This is a genomic window from Pseudoduganella namucuonensis, from assembly GCF_900116645.1.
In the GTDB taxonomy this organism is placed as follows: Bacteria; Pseudomonadota; Gammaproteobacteria; order Burkholderiales; family Burkholderiaceae_D; genus Rugamonas; species Rugamonas namucuonensis.
Map to the genome: position 1 here is coordinate 36,066 of NZ_FPBO01000039.1, position 16,290 is coordinate 52,355.

The window sequence follows — 16,290 nt, forward strand, 5'->3', positions numbered from 1 at the left end:
GTTGAGAGCAGGGCGGTAAAAACCCCTTAAATCTTGGTAGCAAAACAAAGACTTAGCGGCGAATTTGCGTCACTCATTGCAATAATGTTTAGAATTTGTTTTAAAAATTGTCGTTTTACTTTTTAACGAAGATATAAAAATGCTTAAAACTCCAGCCGCTTTTAATCCGCTATTAACTCCCCGCGACGATGTCGATCCGCTCACCTTCTTATTCCATGGCGGCCGCGTATTATTACGTCTGTCGGATCTGGCGCTGCCCGAAAAGGAGGCAATGGTTGCGTTTGAGCAACATCGCGTCCATCCGTTGGGCGAGTGGAACGGCCGCTATTGCCAGGTGGCGTGGACCGACAGCGAGGCCGTGCCCCACCCGGATTACGGCTGGCACGGCCTGCGCGCGCTGTTCGGCGTGCTGGACGATGAATTCGTGGGATTGGCCGGCCGCGCCTGCCAATTGGCCGAATGGGCGCGGACCCACCGTTATTGCGGCGCCTGCGCCACGCCCATGGAATTGGGAAAGGGCGACCGCAGTTTCAAATGCGCGGCCTGCGGCCACACCGCCTATCCGCGTATTTCCCCGGCCATGATGGTGTTGATACGCAAGGGCGACGCCGTGCTGCTGGCCATGCACACCCAGTCGCCCTACAAGCGCCACACGGCGCTGGCCGGTTTCCTGGAGGCGGGCGAGTCGGTGGAGGAGGCCATCCACCGCGAGGTGCACGAGGAGGTGGGCTTGCGCGTGCACAACATCCGCTATTTCGGCAGCCAGTCCTGGCCCTTCCCCCATTCGCTGATGCTGGCCTTCACGGCCGACTACCTGGACGGCGAGATCCGCGTCGACCAGGCCGAGATCGCCGAGGCGCGCTGGTTCGGGCCGGACGACGAGTGGCCGGAGCGGCCGGTGTCGGTGTCGATCGCGGCCGAGTTGGTGAACGCCCACAGGCCCCCGGGCAAATAGCCCTGATATGGTGTGGTGTCCGGTGCCGCGCCGCCGTTTTCTATATACTGACGGCAATCGCATTTTTTATGGCACGAAGATTATGAGCAAAGAAGAGGCATTTTCCGAACACGACTGGCGCCGCCTGCTGAGCAGCCTGGGCGAGGATCCCAATCGTCCGGGCCTGCTGGAGACGCCGCACCGCGTGTCCAAGGCCTGGAAGCACTGGACCTCGGGCTACGAGCAGGACCCGGTCGAGTTGCTGAAAGTGTTCGAGGACGGCGCCGAGCAGTACAACGAGCTGATCGTTGTGAAGGGCATTCCCGTCTACAGCCATTGCGAGCACCACCTGGCGCCGTTCTTCGGCACGGCCACGGTGGGCTACGTGCCCAACGGCAAAATCGTCGGCCTGTCGAAACTGACCCGCCTGGTCGATTGCTTCGCCAAGCGCCTGCAGGTGCAGGAGCGGCTGACGCAGCAGGTCGCCAACGCGCTGATGGACGCGCTCGATCCGAAGGCGGTCGGCGTGGTCGTCAAGTGCCGCCACCTGTGCATGGAAAGCCGCGGCATCCGCACGCCGGGCGAGGAAACCATCACCTCGGCCATGCTGGGCGAACTGCAGCCCAACCTGGCGCTGCGAACCGAATTCCTGGCGCTGGCCAGGGGGAGTTAAGCATCATGGGCGCGACGATCGAATGGCAAAGCGGCGATCTGGGCGCCGCCTTCAAGCTGGCCGCTTCGTCCGGGCGGCCCTTGTTCCTGTACTGGGGCGCCGGCTGGTGCCCGCCGTGCAACCGCGTCAAGGCGGACATTTTCGGCCAGCCCGTGTTCGCGCAGCGCATGCGCAGCCTGCTGCCGTTCTGGCTGGACGGCGACGCCGAGGGCGCGCAGGCGCTGGCCGCGCAATACAAGCTGCGCGCCTATCCGACGCTGGTGCTGTACGCGCCGGACGGCCGCGAGCTGACCCGCTTGCCGAGCGAGCTGGACGGTGAATTGTTCATAGAAGCGTTGGACCTGGCGCTGGCCGCAACCCATACCGCCGCCGAATCGCTGCAGGCCGCGCTGCAGGCGGGGCAGGCCGGCGCCCGCCCGTTGGAGCCGGCCGAGTGGTCGCTGCTGAGCCTGTATTCCTGGGACACCGACGAGGGTAAATTGCTGCCCGCCGCCGAGCTGCCGGCCGTGCTGGCGCGGCTGGCGCAAGCCTGCCCGGCGGGCGACGCCTGCGCGCGGCTGCACCTGCACGCGCAGGTGGCCGCCGCCGGCCGCATCGACACCGGCGCGGCCGGCGGCAACGCCGCCGCCAGCGCGGCGCAGGCCGCCGCCGCCATCGCCGCCGCCGCCGACCGCCTGCTGGCGGTGTTCGGCGACGCCAAGCTGGCGCGCGCCAACATGGACATCCTGGTCAACAACGGCTTCAACCTGGTGAAATGGTCGGGCGCCCGGCAGACCGAGCTGGTGCAGGCGCTGGACCAGGCCGCGCGCCGTTTCGCCACCGACACCTGGCTGCCGCTGGCCGACCGCCTGATCGCCGTGCGCCTGCGCATGCGGTTGACGCGCATCGGCGCGCCGGCCGCCGGCATCGCCGAGCTGGTGCGGGAAACCGTGGCGGTGGCGCTGGCCGAGGTGCAGGAACCGTCCGCGCGCCACGCGCTGGTCAACACCGCCGCCAGCGCGCTGAACGAGGCCGGGCTGGCGGACGAGGCCGACGCGCTGCTGCTGGCCGAGCTGGGTGCGTCGCACGCGCCGTATTACTTCATGCTGAGCCTGGCCGCCGCCGCGCGCCGCCGCGGCGACATTCCCGGCACGCTGGGCTGGTACGAGAAGGCCTGGCAGGCGTCGGCGGGCAGCGCCACGCGGCTCCAATGGGGCACGACCTACCTGGTCAGCGTGATCGACCTGACGCCGGAGGACCAGCCCCGCATCGAGGCGGCGGCGCAAGCCATGGCGCAGGAAATCGCCGCCACGGCGGACGCCTACCAGCAGCGCAACCGCAACCAGTTGCAGCGCCTGGCCGGCAAGCTGGCCATGCTGACCGTGCCCGGCCCCCACGCCGGCGCGCTGCTGCGCGGCCTCAACGCCAATCTGTGAGGCGTCGTTTTATTTCGCGGGCGGCGCCTCGCGCACGCCCTTGAACTCCGCCCCCGGCAGCCAGCGCGGCGCGGCGGCGTCCTGCGCCGCCTGGTAGCCCGCCTGGTACAGCAGCGCGATGTCCTGCGCCGCCCCGGCCATGTCCCAGCCCGGCTGCACCACGTCGTTGACCGTGTGGTAGTGCTGCGCCGTGTACTGGTCCTGCCTGCCCGCGCCATAGCCCTGCGGCTTGCCGATGTAGTCGCGCCCGGCCAGCATGTACACCACCGGCACGCCGGCCCGCGCGAACTCGAACTGGTCGCTGCGGTAGAACGCGCCGGCCTCGGGATTGCCCTCCGGCCGCGCGACGCGGCCCTGCCGCTTCGCCGCCGCCTCCACCAGCGCGTCCGCCGTCGACTTGCCGTGGCCGGCCAGCTCCACGTCGCGCGTCCTGCCCCACAGGTTCAGGCCGTCCACGTTGATGTTGAGCACGGTCTTGGCCAGCGGATACAGCGGATGGCGGACGTAGTACTGCGCGCCCAGCAGGCCGCGCTCCTCGGCCGTCGTCAGCAGGAACAGCACGCTGCGCCGCGGCGCCTTGGGCAGCGCCTTGTAGGCCCTGGCGATCTCCAGCAGCGCCGCGACGCCCGAGGCGTTGTCCACCGCGCCGTGGAAGATCTGGCGGCCGCGCGGACCCGGCAGCGATTCGTCGATGCCGAAATGGTCCCAGTGCGCGGTGTAGACCACGTACTCGTCCTTGAGCCCGGGATCGGAGCCCTCGATTTTCGCCACCACGTTGTGCGAGGCCGTCTCGTTCCAGCCGTTGGCGACCGTGATGTTGGCCAGCGCGCCCAGCGGCACCGGTTTGAAGTCGCGCGACAGGGCCGCCTTCTTCAGCGCGTCGAAGTCGTGTCCGCCCGCCTTGAACAGCGCCTTCGCGCTCTCCAGCCGCAGCCAGCCGTTGACGGCCGGATAGCCCGGCGTGTCGCCCTTGTGCTTGACGCCGTAGTTGCTGCGCGCCCAGCTGTTGCGCACCACGTCCCAGGGATAGCCGGCCGGCTTGGTCTCGTGCACGATCAGCGCGCCGGCCGCGCCCAGCCTGGCGGCGATGTCGAACTTGTAGGCCCAGCGGCCGTACCACGTCATGGCCGCGCCGCCGAACGCGGCCGCGTCCAGCTGGCCGCGCCGCTTCGGGTCCGGCAGCGGCGGGTCGTTGATCAGCATCACCAGCGTCTTGCCGCGCAGGTCCACGCCCTTGTAGTCGTCCCATTTGAATTCGGGCGCGGCCACGCCGTAGCCGACGAACACCAGCTCGGAATTGGCGACCGCCACTCTTTTGTCGGCGCGCATGGACCAGGCCACCACGTCGTCCGGGAAGGCCAGCGGCGTGGCCTTGCCCGCCACCGTGTAGCCCACGGCCGGCACCGATTGCAGATGCAGCAGCGGCACGGTTTGCAGGAAGGTGCCGTCCGGATTGCCGGGCAGCAGGCCCAGCTTCCTGAACTCGTCCTGCAGGTAGGCGATGGTGAGGGTCTCGCCGCGGGTGCCGGGCGCGCGGCCCTCGAATTCATCGGAGGCCAGCGCGGTGATGTGCTTGAGCACGTTCGCGCCGTCGATCTGGTGGGGGGCCGCCGAGGCCGTCGCGGCGCTCGCCGCCAGCGCCAGGCTGAGGAGGATTTTCATGTTTGGTGATGCGGGGAACTTGGAGGGTGCATTGTGTCACATTCACGCCAGCCGCATCACCTCGGCCAGCCAATCGACGAAGACGCGCACCCGCGGCGACAGGTGGCGGTTGTGCGAGTAGATGATGGACACCGGCAGCGGCGCCGGCCGCCACCGCGGCAGCACCTCTTCCAGCTCGCCGCTGGCCAGTAGCTCCTCCAGGCCGGCGCGCGGCGCCTGGATCAGGCCCAGCCCCGCGCGGCAGGAGGCCAGGTAGGCCTCGGTGCTGGTGACCGAGACGCGGCTGGGCATGGCCAGCGTGCGCGGCGCGCCGTCCTCGTCCAGGTACTCCCACGGCAGGTCGCGCCCGGCCTGGCTGGAAAAGTAACTGACGGCCACGTGGCGCTGCAGATCCTCCAGCGTCCGGGGCCGGCCGTGCCGCTCCAGGTAGGCGCGCGAAGCCAGGTTCGCCTGCTCCATGTCGCCCATGCGGCGCGCGATCAGCGACGAGTCGCGCAGCGCCCCCACGCGCACCGCGCAATCGATGCCTTCGCCCACCAGGTCGGCGAAGCGGTCGTTCGCGCCCAGCCGCACGTCGATGTCCGGATAGCGGCGCAGGAAATCGGGCAGCGCCGGGATCACCACGCGGTGCGCCAGGCGCTCCGGCAAGTCCACCCGCACCGTCCCGCCCGGCGGCCGGCCGCTGCCGTGGAACAGGCCGTTCAGGTCCTCCAGGTCGTTCAGCAGCGCCGCGCAGCGGTCCAGGTAGACCATGCCCTCCACCGTCAGGCTGACCTTGCGCGTGGTGCGTTGCAGCAGGCGCACGCCCAGTTGCTGCTCGATGGCCTGCACCGCGTTGGTGACGGTGGAGCGCGGCAAGTCCAGCTGCTCGGCGGCCAGGGTGAAGCTTTTCGCCTCGGCCACGGCCTTGAAGATCTGCATGGTGCGGAACTGGTCCATTGTTCGTCCTAGACGAATAAATATGTGGTGATTCAGTGATTTATTGCCGGATTCAACAATAGCACAATGTTCCCCATGCCTGTGCCGCGAAGAGACACAGGCGGATGCAATCCGATTATCCGATGAGTTTGAACGGAATATTGCGCTTTTCTATCGCCAAATTAAATCATAAGATGAATCCATCAAAACCTCGCATCCCAACATCTGACAGGAGCCACATCATGAACGCCAAACACCTCATCGCCACTGTTTCGCTGGTCCTCGCCGCCGGCGCCGCGCTTGCCCAGCCGGCCGACCTCAACTACCCGCAATACAGCGGCCAGCAAAAATCGGGCGTGACGCGGGAACAGGTGAAAGCCGAAGTCCTGCGCGCCCGCGCCGCCGGCGAGCTCGACTTCAGCGAAGCGAACTACCTGCCGCCCCAGCTGGCCAAATCGACGCTGACGCGCGAGCAAGTCAAAGCCGAAGTGATCGCCGCGCGCGCATCCGGCGCGCTCGACGTGAACGAAACCAACTACCCCACGTACACGGACACCCGCGCCCAGCGCGCCCCCGCCACGGTGACGGCCTCCGCCCAAACCCAACCCCGCCACTAACCCGAAGTTGTCAAAACAACATCGGTGTCAGGCGCGACATTCGGACATTTCCGATAGGAAATGTCCGAATGTCGCGCCTGACACCGATGTGAATGGGGAAACTTTTAGTTGGCGGGAGGGGCGGTCGGGGCGGGGGCGGGCTCCACCGGCGGCGCGGGCTCGGCGCCCGCGGCGGCAGGGCCGGCGCCGGGCGCCTTGGGCGCCTCTTCGAATAACAGCTTGTTGTCGGCGTTCACCTTGAAGGTGCCGACCTTGGCGCCGGCCACCGGGCCGCTCTCGCCCACCAGCGCGCAGCTTTGCGTCTGCACTTGCCACACCTGGTCGCCGGAGCGCAGGCTCCACTGGAATTCGCCGCCGGAGAACACTTCGATGTCGACCTCGTCCCGCAGCATTTCGCCCAGCGGTATCTGGCGCTGGCATTCCGGCAGCCGCGTCGCCACCAGCGTGATGCGGCTGTTGTCGTTCCAGAAGTAGTCCTGCTGGCGCCGCAGCGACAGGGTGTGCTGGTTGGTGCCGTCCACATAATAGGTGGCGCTGTCGTTGACGCAGGCGGTCAGCAGCAGGGGAAGCGTGGCGAGCAGGAGTCGGCGCATGGCGGGTCGGGTCCGTGGATATTCGGCCCATTATAGCGGCGCCCATGGCCCGCGGCACGCGCGGCGCACGATTGCCCGCAGCTCATCTTTACGCGCTTGCATTTGGGCTAAACTTGCATTCTCTTAGCCATCTTGCCCCGCCTATCACATGAACGGCCTCAACAAGCAGGACGACCTCGATTTCCGCCGCATCCTCAACCGCAATGTGACGCTGCCGCTGGCGGCCGGCGTGATCAACGTGGTCGTGTTCATCGCCATCCTGCTGTATTTGCTCAACATGCTGAACTGGGTGGAGCACACCGAGCGCGTCATCGGCCAGGCCAACCAGGTGTCCAAGCTGACGGTGGACATGGAATCGGGCATGCGCGGTTTCGCGCTGACCGGCGACGAGACCTACCTGGCGTCCTACCAGCTGGCCAAGCCGCGGATACAGACCAGCCTGGCCCTGCTGCGGGAGATGGTGGCCGACAACGCGGGCCAGCTCGAGCGCCTGCGCAACATCGCCGCCCAGCAGGAGCAGTGGGACCGCTATGCGCAGAGCGTGATCGACCTGCGCCGAAACGGCGGCGACTACATGTCCCTGGTCAAGAGCGGCCGCGGCAAGCTGGAGTTCGACGAGGTGCGCGCGCTGTTCCAGGCCTTCCTCGCCACCGAGCACGCCTTGCTGGCGCAGCGCAGCGCCGAGGCGCGCTCGATCACCACTTGGTCGGTGGCCGGTTTCCTGCTCATCAGCCTGCTGGTGGGCGGGGCGCTGGCGTATTCGGGACGGCGCGACATGCGGCGCCTGTCCGACACCTACGACGCGGCGCTGCGCGAACAGACCGAACACGCCGAGCGCCTGCAGGCCCAGGCTTGGCTGCGCGCCGGCCAGACGCAGCTGGCCGAGCAGGGCATGGGCCAGATGGCCTTGCCGCAGCTGTCGGACGTGCTGCTGCGCTTCATGTCGCGTTATGTGGACGCGGTGGTCGGCGCGCTGTACGTGCGCGAGCCGGACGGCACCCTGCGCCGCGCCGCCTCCTACGGCTACAGCAGCCTGGACCAGCAGCGCGACGAGGTGGTGCGCGCCGGCGAGGGCCTGGTGTGGCAGGCCGCCGAGCAGCGCCGCCTGCTGCGCCTGGAGGAGGTGCCGGAGGACTACGTGAAGGTCAGCTCCGGCATCGGCGCGGCCAAGCCGCGCCACGTGACGCTGCTGCCAGTGGAGAGCGACGGCGTGGTGAACGGCGTGGTGGAGCTGGGCTTCCTGCGCCCGCTCGGCCAGCGCGAGTACGAATTCCTGGCGCTGGTGGCCAGCAATATCGGCACCGCCATCGAGGCCACGCTGGCGCGCCAGCGCATCGCCGAGGTGCTGGCCGAGACGCAGCAGTTGAACGAGGAATTGCAGGTGCAGCAGGAGGAACTGCGCACCGCCAACGAGGAGCTGGAGGAGCAGTCGCGCGTGCTGGAGGAGTCGCAGGCCAGCCTGGAGAACCAGAAGGCGGAACTGGAGCAGACCAACGAGCAGCTGTCGGAACAGGCGGTGGTGCTGGACCAGCGCAACGCGGAACTGGGCGAGGTGCAGCAGCAGCTGGAGGAGCGCGCGGTGGACCTGGAACGGGCCAGTCAGTACAAGTCGCAGTTCCTGGCCAATATGTCGCACGAGCTGCGCACTCCGCTCAACAGCTCGCTGATCCTGGCCAAGCTGCTGTCCGAGAACGCGCAGGGCAACCTGAACGAGGAGCAGGTGCGCTTCGCGCAGACCATCTACTCGGCCGGCAACGACCTGCTCAACCTGATCAACGACATCCTGGACATCTCCAAGGTGGAGGCGGGCAAGCTGGAACTGTCGCCCGAGGAGCTGAACCTGCAGTCCGTGATGACCAGCCTGGCGCACACCTTCGAGCCCATGGCCAGGCACAAGCATCTCGATTTCCGGCTGGAGCTGGCGCCGGACCTGCCGGACACCATCTACACCGACCGCCAGCGCCTGGAGCAGGTCCTGAAAAACCTGCTGTCGAACGCCATCAAGTTCACGGACGCCGGCCAGGTCGCGCTGGCGGTGTCCAGCGGCGGCGCGGGCGAACTGCGTTTCGATGTGAGCGACACCGGCATCGGCGTGCGGGGCGACCAGCACGAGACCATCTTCGGCGCCTTCCAGCAGGCCGACGGCACCACCAGCCGCCGTTATGGCGGCACGGGCTTGGGCCTGTCGATCTCGCGCGACCTGGCGCGGCTGCTGGGCGGCGCCATTGGCCTGCGCAGTGAGCTGGGCAAGGGCAGCACCTTCACCTTGACGCTGCCGGTGCAGTGGGCCACGCCGGCCCATGGCGTGGAGGCGGGCGCCGTGGGAGGGCATGCCACCGGCCAGCGCGCCGGCGCGGGTTCGGCGGGGGACGGCCACGCGGCCAGTCACGCGGGCAGCCACGCGGCCAGCCACGGGGCCCGGTCCTCCATGCCCGCCGCGAACGCCGGTGGAGTCGTCACCGGCGCGACCGGCGCCACAGGCGCCACGGGCGCCACCGACGGCCCGCCCGACGCATCCGCCTTCCCGCGCGCCTTCGACGACGACCGCGACGCCGCGCCGCCGCCGGACCGCCTGGTACTGGTGGTCGAGGACGAACCTGCCTTCGCCCGCATCCTGTACGACCTGGCGCGCGAGATGGGCTACCGCTGCCTGGTGGCCTTCGCGGCCGACGAGGGCCTGCAGCTGGCCGAGCAATACCGTCCGGACGCCATCCTGCTCGACATCCGCCTGCCGGACCGCTCCGGCCTGTCCGTGCTGCAGCTGCTGAAGGACAATCCAAATACCCGCCACATCCCGGTGCACGTGGTGTCCGCGTCCGACTCCGGCGAGGCGGCGCTGCACATGGGGGCGATCGGCTTCGCGCTCAAGCCGGCCACGCGCGAGCAGCTGGAGCAGGTGTTCCGCAAGCTGGAGGACAAGTTCACCCAGAAGATCAAGCGCCTGCTGCTGGTGGAGGACGACGCCCGCCAGCGCGAGAGCGTGGTGCGGCTGATCTCTGACGAGGACATCGAGATCACCGCCGTGGAATCGGGCGAGGAGGCCCTGGCGCTGCTGCGCGCCACCATCTTCGACTGCATGATCATCGACCTCAAGCTGCCGGACATGGAGGGCGGCGAGCTGCTCAAGCGCATGTCCAGCGAGGAAATCGCCTCCTTCCCGCCGGTGATCGTCTACACCGGCCGCAACCTCACCCGCGCCGAGGAGGCGGACCTGCACAAGTACTCGCGCTCCATCATCATCAAGGGCGCCCGTTCGCCCGAGCGCCTGCTGGACGAGGTCACGCTGTTCCTGCACAAGGTGGAGTCGCAGCTGTCCAGCGAGCGCCAGAGCATGCTGAAGACGGTGCGCAGCCGCGACCGCGTGTTCGAGAGCCGCCGCATCCTGCTGGTGGACGACGACGTGCGCAACATCTTCGCCCTCACCAGCGCGCTGGAGCAGAAGGGCGCCATCGTGGAGATCGCCCGCAACGGCGTGGAGGCCATCGACAAGCTGAACGCCGTGCCGGAGGTGGACCTGGTGCTGATGGACGTGATGATGCCGGTGATGGACGGCCTGGAGGCGACGCGCCGCATCCGCGCCGACGGCCGCCACAACCGCCTGCCCATCATCACCATCACCGCCAAGGCCATGAGGGACGACCAGGAACAGTGCCTTGCGGCCGGCGCCAACGACTACCTGGCCAAGCCCATCGACCTGTCGCGCCTGTACTCGCTGCTGCGGGTGTGGATGCCGAACGCCGAGCGCATGTGAGGACGACGCGATATGCAAGCCCCCGGCAAACCGCGCACCCTCCATAGCAGCGCCGACATCGAACTGTCCATGCTGGTGGAGGCCATCTACCTCAAATACAGCTACGACTTCCGCGACTACACCGGCGCCTCGCAGAAGCGCCGCGTACTGCACGCCATGCGCGAAATGGGCTGCGACACCATCTCGACGCTGCAATCGCGGGTGCTGCACGAGCCGGCCGCGTTCTCGCAACTGCTGCAATACCTCACCATCCCCGTCACCGAGATGTTCCGCGACCCGGGCTACTACGCCGCGCTGCGCGAGCACGTGATGCCGGTGCTGTCCACCTACCCGTCGCTGAAGATCTGGGTGGCGGGCTGCAGCACCGGCGAGGAGGTGTATTCGCTGGCCATCCTGCTGAAGGAGGAGGGGCTGCTGGAGCGCAGCATCATCTACGCCACCGACATCAACCCGGCATCGCTGGAAAAGGCGAAGAAGGGCGTGTACCCGCTGGAGAGCATGCGCGAGTACACGGCCAATTACCAGGCCGCCGGCGGCAAGCGCGCGTTCTCGGACTACTACACGGCCGCCTACAACGCGGCGCTGTTCGACCGCTCGCTGAGCGAGAACGTCACGTTCGCGGACCACAGCCTGGCCACCGACAGCGTGTTCGCCGAGACGCAGCTGATCAGCTGCCGCAACGTGATGATCTACTTTAAGAAGAAGCTGCAGGAGCGCGCCTTCGGCCTGTTCCACGAGTCCCTGTGCCACCGCGGCTTCCTGGGCCTGGGCAGCAAGGAGAGCATCGACTTCTCCGCCTACGGTCCGCGCTTCGAGCCGGTGGTCAAGCGCGAGCGCCTGTTCAGGAAACTGTCATGAGCGTGCTCACCTCCCTGGGCGATGTGCTGGATGGACGCACCTTCGAGGCGGTGGTGATCGGCGCCTCGGCCGGCGGCGTGTCGGCGCTGCTGGAAATCCTGCCCGGCCTGCCCCGGGACGTGCCGGTGCCCGTGGTGGTGGTGGTGCACATGCTGCGCGGGCGGCCCAGCCAGCTGGCCGAGCTGTTCGCCGCGCGCCTGGACGCGCCGGTGCGCGAGGCCATGGACAAGGACGAGGTGGCGCCGGGCAGCGTGTACTTCGCGCCGGCCGACTACCACCTGTCGCTGGAGGCCGACGCGACGTTCTCGCTGAGCTGCGAGCCGCTGCACATCTTCACCCGGCCCGCCATCGACTACGCGATGCAGTCGGCCGCCGACGTGTACGGCGACGCGCTGGTCGGCATCCTGCTCACGGGCGCCAACCACGACGGCGCGGCCGGCCTGGCGGCGATCGGCGCGGCCGGCGGGCTGACGGTGGTGCAGGACCCGCACGAGGCGCAGGTGCCGGTGATGCCGAGGGAGGCCATCAAGCTGCGCGCGCCGGACCTGATCCTGCCGCTGCGCGAGATACGCGGTTTATTGACGATGCTGGAGACGCGCTGATGCCGGACCGTAGCAAGCTGCTGATCGTGGACGACCTGCCGGAAAACCTGCGGGCGCTGAACGCCGTCATCCGCGACGACGAGCGGGTGGTGTACCAGGCCGCCTCCGGCGAGGAGGCGCTGGCGCTGCTGCTCGAGCACGACTTCGCACTGGCCATCCTGGACGTGCAGATGCCCGGCATGGACGGATTCGAGCTGGCGGAGCTGATGCGCGGCACGGAGAAGACGCGGCACATCCCCATCGTCTTCGTCAGCGCGGCGGGCAAGGAGCTCAATTACGCCTTCAAGGGCTACGAGGCGGGCGCGGTGGACTTCCTCTACAAGCCGCTGGACACGGACATGGTCAAGAGCAAGGTCAACGTGTTCGTGGCGCTGCACCGGCAGCGGCAGGAGACGCAGCGCCAGGTGGAGGCGCTGGAACAGGCGCGCCGGGAGCAGGAGGCCACGCTGCGCGCGCTGAACGAGGCGCAGGAGGATTTGCGCCGCGCGCTGCGCATGCGGGACGAGTTCATGTCCATGGTGGCGCACGAGCTGCGCACGCCGCTCAACACGCTGTTCCTGGAAACGCAGATGCGCAAGATGCAGATCGAGCGCGGCCAGCAGGGCGTGTTCCCGCCCGAGGTGTGGAAGAAAATGGTGGCGCGCGACGACCGCCAGATCCAGAGCATGATCAGGCTGATCGACGACATGCTCGACGTCTCGCGCATCCGCAGCGGCAAGCTGTCGATACGGCTGGGGTGGACGGAGCTGGGCGAGCTGCTGCGGCGCGTGGTGGGCGACCTGTCGCGGCAGGCGGACGACGCGGGCTGCCGGATATCGCTGGAGGTGGCGGGGGCGGCCGGCGGCTGGTGGGACGAGTTCCGCATCGAGCAGGTGATCGTCAACCTGCTGACCAACGCGCTGCGCTACGGGGCCGGCAAGCCGGTGGCGGTGGCGATGGAGGCGGACCAGCGCGAGGCGCGGATCACGGTGCGCGACCATGGCGACGGCGTGAGCGCCGAACTGGCCGAGCGCATCTTCGAGCCCTTCGAGCGCGGCGTGGACAAGCACATGCCGCAGGGCCTGGGCCTGGGCCTGTACATCTCGCGCCAGCTGGCCGAGGCGCACCAGGGGACGCTGACGGTGGCCGGCGCGCCGGACGGCGGCGCGGTGTTCACCCTGGCCCTGCCGCGCCTTCCCGCGCCCGTGTGACGTCGTAAAACCGTGGTTCGGCAGGGTTAAAACTCTTCCCACTCCTCCTCGACGGCCTGCGTCCTGGGCGCCACCGCCACCACCGTGCGCGCCGGCCTGGCTGCGGCCACGGGGCGCCGCGCCGGCGCGGGCGCTTGCGCCGGCGTCCACCCGCCCGTCTTGAAGAAGCCCACCACCTTCTCCAGGTTCGCCGCCTGCTCCTGCATGCTCTGCGACGCGGCCGCCGCCTGTTCCACCAGCGTCGCGTTCTGCTGCGTCACCGCGTCCATCTGCGAGATAGCCGTGTTGATCCGCCCGATGCCCTCCGTCTGTTCCTGGCTGGCCGAAGTGATCTCGCCCATGATGTCGGTCACGCGGCGGATGCTGTCCACGATGTCGCCCATGGTCTGTCCGGCGTCGTTCACCAGCTTGGAGCCCGCGTCCACATTGGCCACGGAGGCGTCGATCAGCGTCTTGATCTCCTTGGCGGCCGAGGCCGAGCGCTGCGCCAGGTTGCGCACCTCGGAGGCCACCACGGCGAAGCCGCGGCCCTGCTCGCCGGCGCGCGCCGCCTCCACCGCCGCGTTCAGCGCCAGGATATTGGTCTGGAAGGCGATGCCGTCGATGACGCCGATGATGTCCGATATCCTGCCGGACGAATGGTTGATGGCGCCCATGGTGTCCACCACCCGCGCCACCAGCGCGCCGCCCTTGCCCGCCACCTCGGACGCCGACACGGCCAGCGTGTTGGCCTGGCGCGCGTTGTCCGCGTTTTGCTTGACGGTGGCCGTGAGTTCCTCCATCGACGACACGGTCTCCTCCAGCGAGCCGGCCTGCTGCTCGGTGCGCGAGGACAGGTCCATGTTGCCGGCGGCGATCTCGCCGGACGAGGTGGTGATCGCGTCCGAACCCGTGCGCACCTGGCCGACCACGTCGAGCAGGCTGTCGTTCATCCGTTTCAGCGCCTGCAGCAGGCGGGCCGTTTCATCCGTGCCGCCGGTGTCGATATGGGAAGTGAGGTCGCCGGAGGCCACCGTCTCGGCCACCGCCACCGCGCGGTTCAGCGGGGTGGTGATGGAGCGCGTGATGAACCACGCCACGCCGATGCCCATGCCCATGGCGATGGTGCCCAGGGTCAGCTGCATCCACAGCGCGTGGTCGTACACCTCGTCCACGTCGCGGCCCGCGTCCGTGGCCAGCTTGTTCTCGTAGGCGACGAAGTCCTCCAGCGCCTTCAGCACCGCCGCCAGCGCCGGGCCGCTTTCCTTCAGCAGGTACTCGGTCGCGTCCTGCACCTCGCCGTCCTGGCGCAGCTTGACCAGCGCGTCGTTCTTGGCCGCGCCGGCCTTCAGCGCCGCGTCCACCGCCGCCAGCAGCTGTTTTTCCCTGTCGTCGGAGAGCTTCTTCGTCAACAGCTCCTTGGCCGCGCCATAGCGCTTGCGGGCCTCGGCGATCTTCGCCAGTTCCGCGTTCACCTGCGGCGTGCTTGGCACCACCACCATGGTGGTGAGCGCCAGCGAGATGGCGCTCACGTTGTCCACCATGGTGTTGGCCGCCGCGATCTTGACGTTCTTGTCCCCGATGACGTCCTGCGCGCGGTTGCCGATGCGCGCCATGGAGCCCAGGCCCAGCAACATCATCGCCGTCAGCAGCGTCAGCACGATTCCGAAGCCCAGTCCCAGCCGGGCGCCTATTCTTATATTCGCAAGTGCCATGTTTTCCCCATCGATGGTGTTTTATTGGTGGCCATTGTTCCGCAAAACCCAACATGGTCGGCGCATTTGGTCGCGCCGGCTATTGGGGATATGCGCATTGTCGCGGTGTAGCAACGCGGCGGGCCGGGGCGGCTGTAAAATGGTTTGAAGGGAGGACACGGCGTGCAGCGCGATATCGATAAACGCGAGTGGATATTACGGCGTAACTGTTCACTGTCGCCACGCCAGACGGCGGTGGCGTACGCGCTGCTGTGCGCGCTGTCCTTCACGGTCGCCGCCGTGTTCCTGCTGCAGGGCGTGTGGCAGGTGCTGTTCTTCACCGCCGTCGAGATGGCGGCCGTCACCTTCGCCTTCCTCTACTACGCGCGCCACGCCACCGACTACGAACACGTGGTGCTGACGCGCGGCTGCCTGCTGGTGGAGCGGGTTTGCGCCGGCAAGGTGGTCCAGACCGAGCTCGATCCCTACTTCACCCGCGTGGCGGTGCCGCGGCGGGGCGGGGAATTGATCGGCCTGGAGGCCAGGGGCGTGAAGCTGGAAATCGGCTGCTACGCGATGGAGGCCCAGCGCCGCCAGTTCGCCCGCGAGCTGCAGGGCGAGCTGCGCGGCGGCATGTTCAGTTGATTCAGAAGCGGTAGCCCGCGCCCAGCGCGATCAGCACCGGATCGACCCTGGCGCGGCTGGCCTTTGCGCCGCCGATCAGCACGTCGCTGCGGAGCCGCAGTTTCTTCACGTCGAAGTTCAGCGACCAGTTCCCGTCCAGCTTGTAGTCCGCGCCCGCCTGCAGCGCCAGGCCGAGGCTGTCATGCTCCAGGCTGGCGCCGCCGTTCAGCAGGCGGTTGCTGGAGAACGTGGTCCAGTTCACGCCCGCGCCCAGGTAAGGGCTGAACGCCGCGCCGGGCGCGAAATGGTATTGCGCCAGCAGCGTGGGCGGCAGGTGGCGGAAGGTGCCGATCGATTTGCCATCCAGATAGACCGTGTGCCGCTGCGGATAGGTCAGCACCAGTTCGGCCGCCAGGGACGGCGTGAGGAAGTAGGAGACGTCCACCTCGGGGATGACCTTGTCGCTGACGGCGATGCGGTCCGCCGCGCCAGCGCCGCCCACCGGATCGGACTTGTCGGCCGGGTCGATGTGCACCGCGCGCACCCGCAGCAGCCAGGGCGTGGACTGCGCGTACGCGATGGTGGAGAACAGACCGGCGGTGGCCAGGATGGCGGCGGCGATTGGATGCTTCATACACTTCCTCTTTGCTTGTCGTTGTCGAATGAGGGCAGTGTATTGAGGGGGATCAAGAAAAACTTTGATACAAGTCAAAAGTTTCAGAATGACCACAAGAGGTGTAACATGATCCGCGCTTGACCCCGGTAAATCCCACTCTCAGG

14 protein-coding genes are annotated in these 16,290 nt (G+C 67.9%); 9 read left to right on the forward strand and 5 right to left on the reverse strand.

Going from position 1 to position 16,290, the window contains the following annotated elements:
* The first annotated feature begins 139 nt into the window (after window positions 1–139).
* The 3 genes from nudC to BM436_RS29575 all read left to right on the forward strand — a co-directional run bounded on the left by nudC (window position 140) and on the right by BM436_RS29575 (window position 3,022).
* Window positions 140–955 carry an NAD(+) diphosphatase gene (gene nudC, locus BM436_RS29565; protein WP_093559564.1) on the forward strand — a complete coding sequence of 272 codons (816 nt, stop codon included), beginning with the start codon at window positions 140–142 and terminating at the stop codon, window positions 953–955.
* Window positions 956–1,037: 82 nt separating this feature from the next.
* Window positions 1,038–1,607, forward strand: coding sequence for a GTP cyclohydrolase I FolE (gene folE / locus BM436_RS29570; RefSeq protein WP_093559566.1), 570 nt, complete (start codon window positions 1,038–1,040; stop codon window positions 1,605–1,607).
* Between the two features lie 5 nt (window positions 1,608–1,612).
* Entirely contained in the window at window positions 1,613–3,022 is a 1,410-nt protein-coding gene (locus tag BM436_RS29575) for a thioredoxin family protein (RefSeq protein WP_093559568.1), read from the forward strand.
* A gap of 9 nt (window positions 3,023–3,031) precedes the next feature.
* On the opposite strand, the gene BM436_RS29580 is transcribed toward BM436_RS29575, so the two are convergent.
* Window positions 3,032–4,684, reverse strand: a complete 1,653-nt coding sequence (locus BM436_RS29580) for a M20/M25/M40 family metallo-hydrolase (protein ID WP_093559570.1) — start codon at window positions 4,682–4,684, stop codon at window positions 3,032–3,034.
* Window positions 4,685–4,726: 42 nt separating this feature from the next.
* Window positions 4,727–5,623 (reverse strand): LysR family transcriptional regulator, encoded by an 897-nt coding sequence (locus tag BM436_RS29585; RefSeq protein ID WP_093559572.1) that lies wholly within the window; start codon window positions 5,621–5,623, stop codon window positions 4,727–4,729.
* A gap of 221 nt (window positions 5,624–5,844) precedes the next feature.
* Here BM436_RS29585 and BM436_RS29590 point away from each other — a divergent pair, with 221 nt between their 5' ends.
* Window positions 5,845–6,219, forward strand: coding sequence for a DUF4148 domain-containing protein (locus BM436_RS29590; RefSeq protein WP_177307606.1), 375 nt, complete (start codon window positions 5,845–5,847; stop codon window positions 6,217–6,219).
* A 104-nt stretch (window positions 6,220–6,323) separates the two neighbouring features.
* On the opposite strand, the gene BM436_RS29595 is transcribed toward BM436_RS29590, so the two are convergent.
* On the reverse strand, window positions 6,324–6,812 hold the full coding sequence (locus tag BM436_RS29595; protein ID WP_093559576.1) for a hypothetical protein: 489 nt from the start codon (window positions 6,810–6,812) through the stop codon (window positions 6,324–6,326).
* Window positions 6,813–6,960: 148 nt separating this feature from the next.
* Here BM436_RS29595 and BM436_RS29600 point away from each other — a divergent pair, with 148 nt between their 5' ends.
* Genes BM436_RS29600 through BM436_RS29615 form a run of 4 tightly spaced genes read left to right on the forward strand, consistent with a single transcriptional unit; the run spans window position 6,961 to window position 13,213 of the window.
* A complete protein-coding gene (locus BM436_RS29600; RefSeq protein WP_218164957.1) occupies window positions 6,961–10,563 on the forward strand; it encodes a response regulator in 3,603 nt (1,200 codons plus the stop codon).
* Between the two features lie 12 nt (window positions 10,564–10,575).
* A complete protein-coding gene (locus BM436_RS29605; RefSeq protein WP_093559578.1) occupies window positions 10,576–11,421 on the forward strand; it encodes a CheR family methyltransferase in 846 nt (281 codons plus the stop codon).
* Entirely contained in the window at window positions 11,418–12,023 is a 606-nt protein-coding gene (locus BM436_RS29610; RefSeq protein ID WP_093559580.1) for a chemotaxis protein CheB, read from the forward strand. Before BM436_RS29605 ends, BM436_RS29610 begins: the two co-directional genes overlap by 4 nt.
* On the forward strand, window positions 12,023–13,213 hold the full coding sequence (locus BM436_RS29615; protein WP_093559582.1) for a hybrid sensor histidine kinase/response regulator: 1,191 nt from the start codon (window positions 12,023–12,025) through the stop codon (window positions 13,211–13,213). The genes BM436_RS29610 and BM436_RS29615 overlap by 1 nt, the downstream gene beginning before the upstream one ends.
* 26 nt (window positions 13,214–13,239) lie before the next feature.
* On the opposite strand, the gene BM436_RS29620 is transcribed toward BM436_RS29615, so the two are convergent.
* Window positions 13,240–14,907: a methyl-accepting chemotaxis protein gene (locus BM436_RS29620; protein ID WP_093559584.1), complete on the reverse strand. Its 1,668-nt coding sequence runs from the start codon at window positions 14,905–14,907 to the stop codon at window positions 13,240–13,242.
* 162 nt (window positions 14,908–15,069) lie between these two features.
* Between BM436_RS29620 and BM436_RS29625 the strand changes: the two genes are divergently transcribed.
* Complete coding sequence (locus BM436_RS29625; RefSeq protein ID WP_177307608.1) at window positions 15,070–15,531, forward strand: DUF2244 domain-containing protein; 462 nt, start codon at window positions 15,070–15,072, stop codon at window positions 15,529–15,531.
* Between the two features lies 1 nt (window position 15,532).
* On the opposite strand, the gene BM436_RS29630 is transcribed toward BM436_RS29625, so the two are convergent.
* Entirely contained in the window at window positions 15,533–16,144 is a 612-nt protein-coding gene (locus BM436_RS29630) for an OmpW/AlkL family protein (RefSeq protein WP_093559588.1), read from the reverse strand.
* Between the last annotated feature and the right edge of the window lie 146 nt (window positions 16,145–16,290).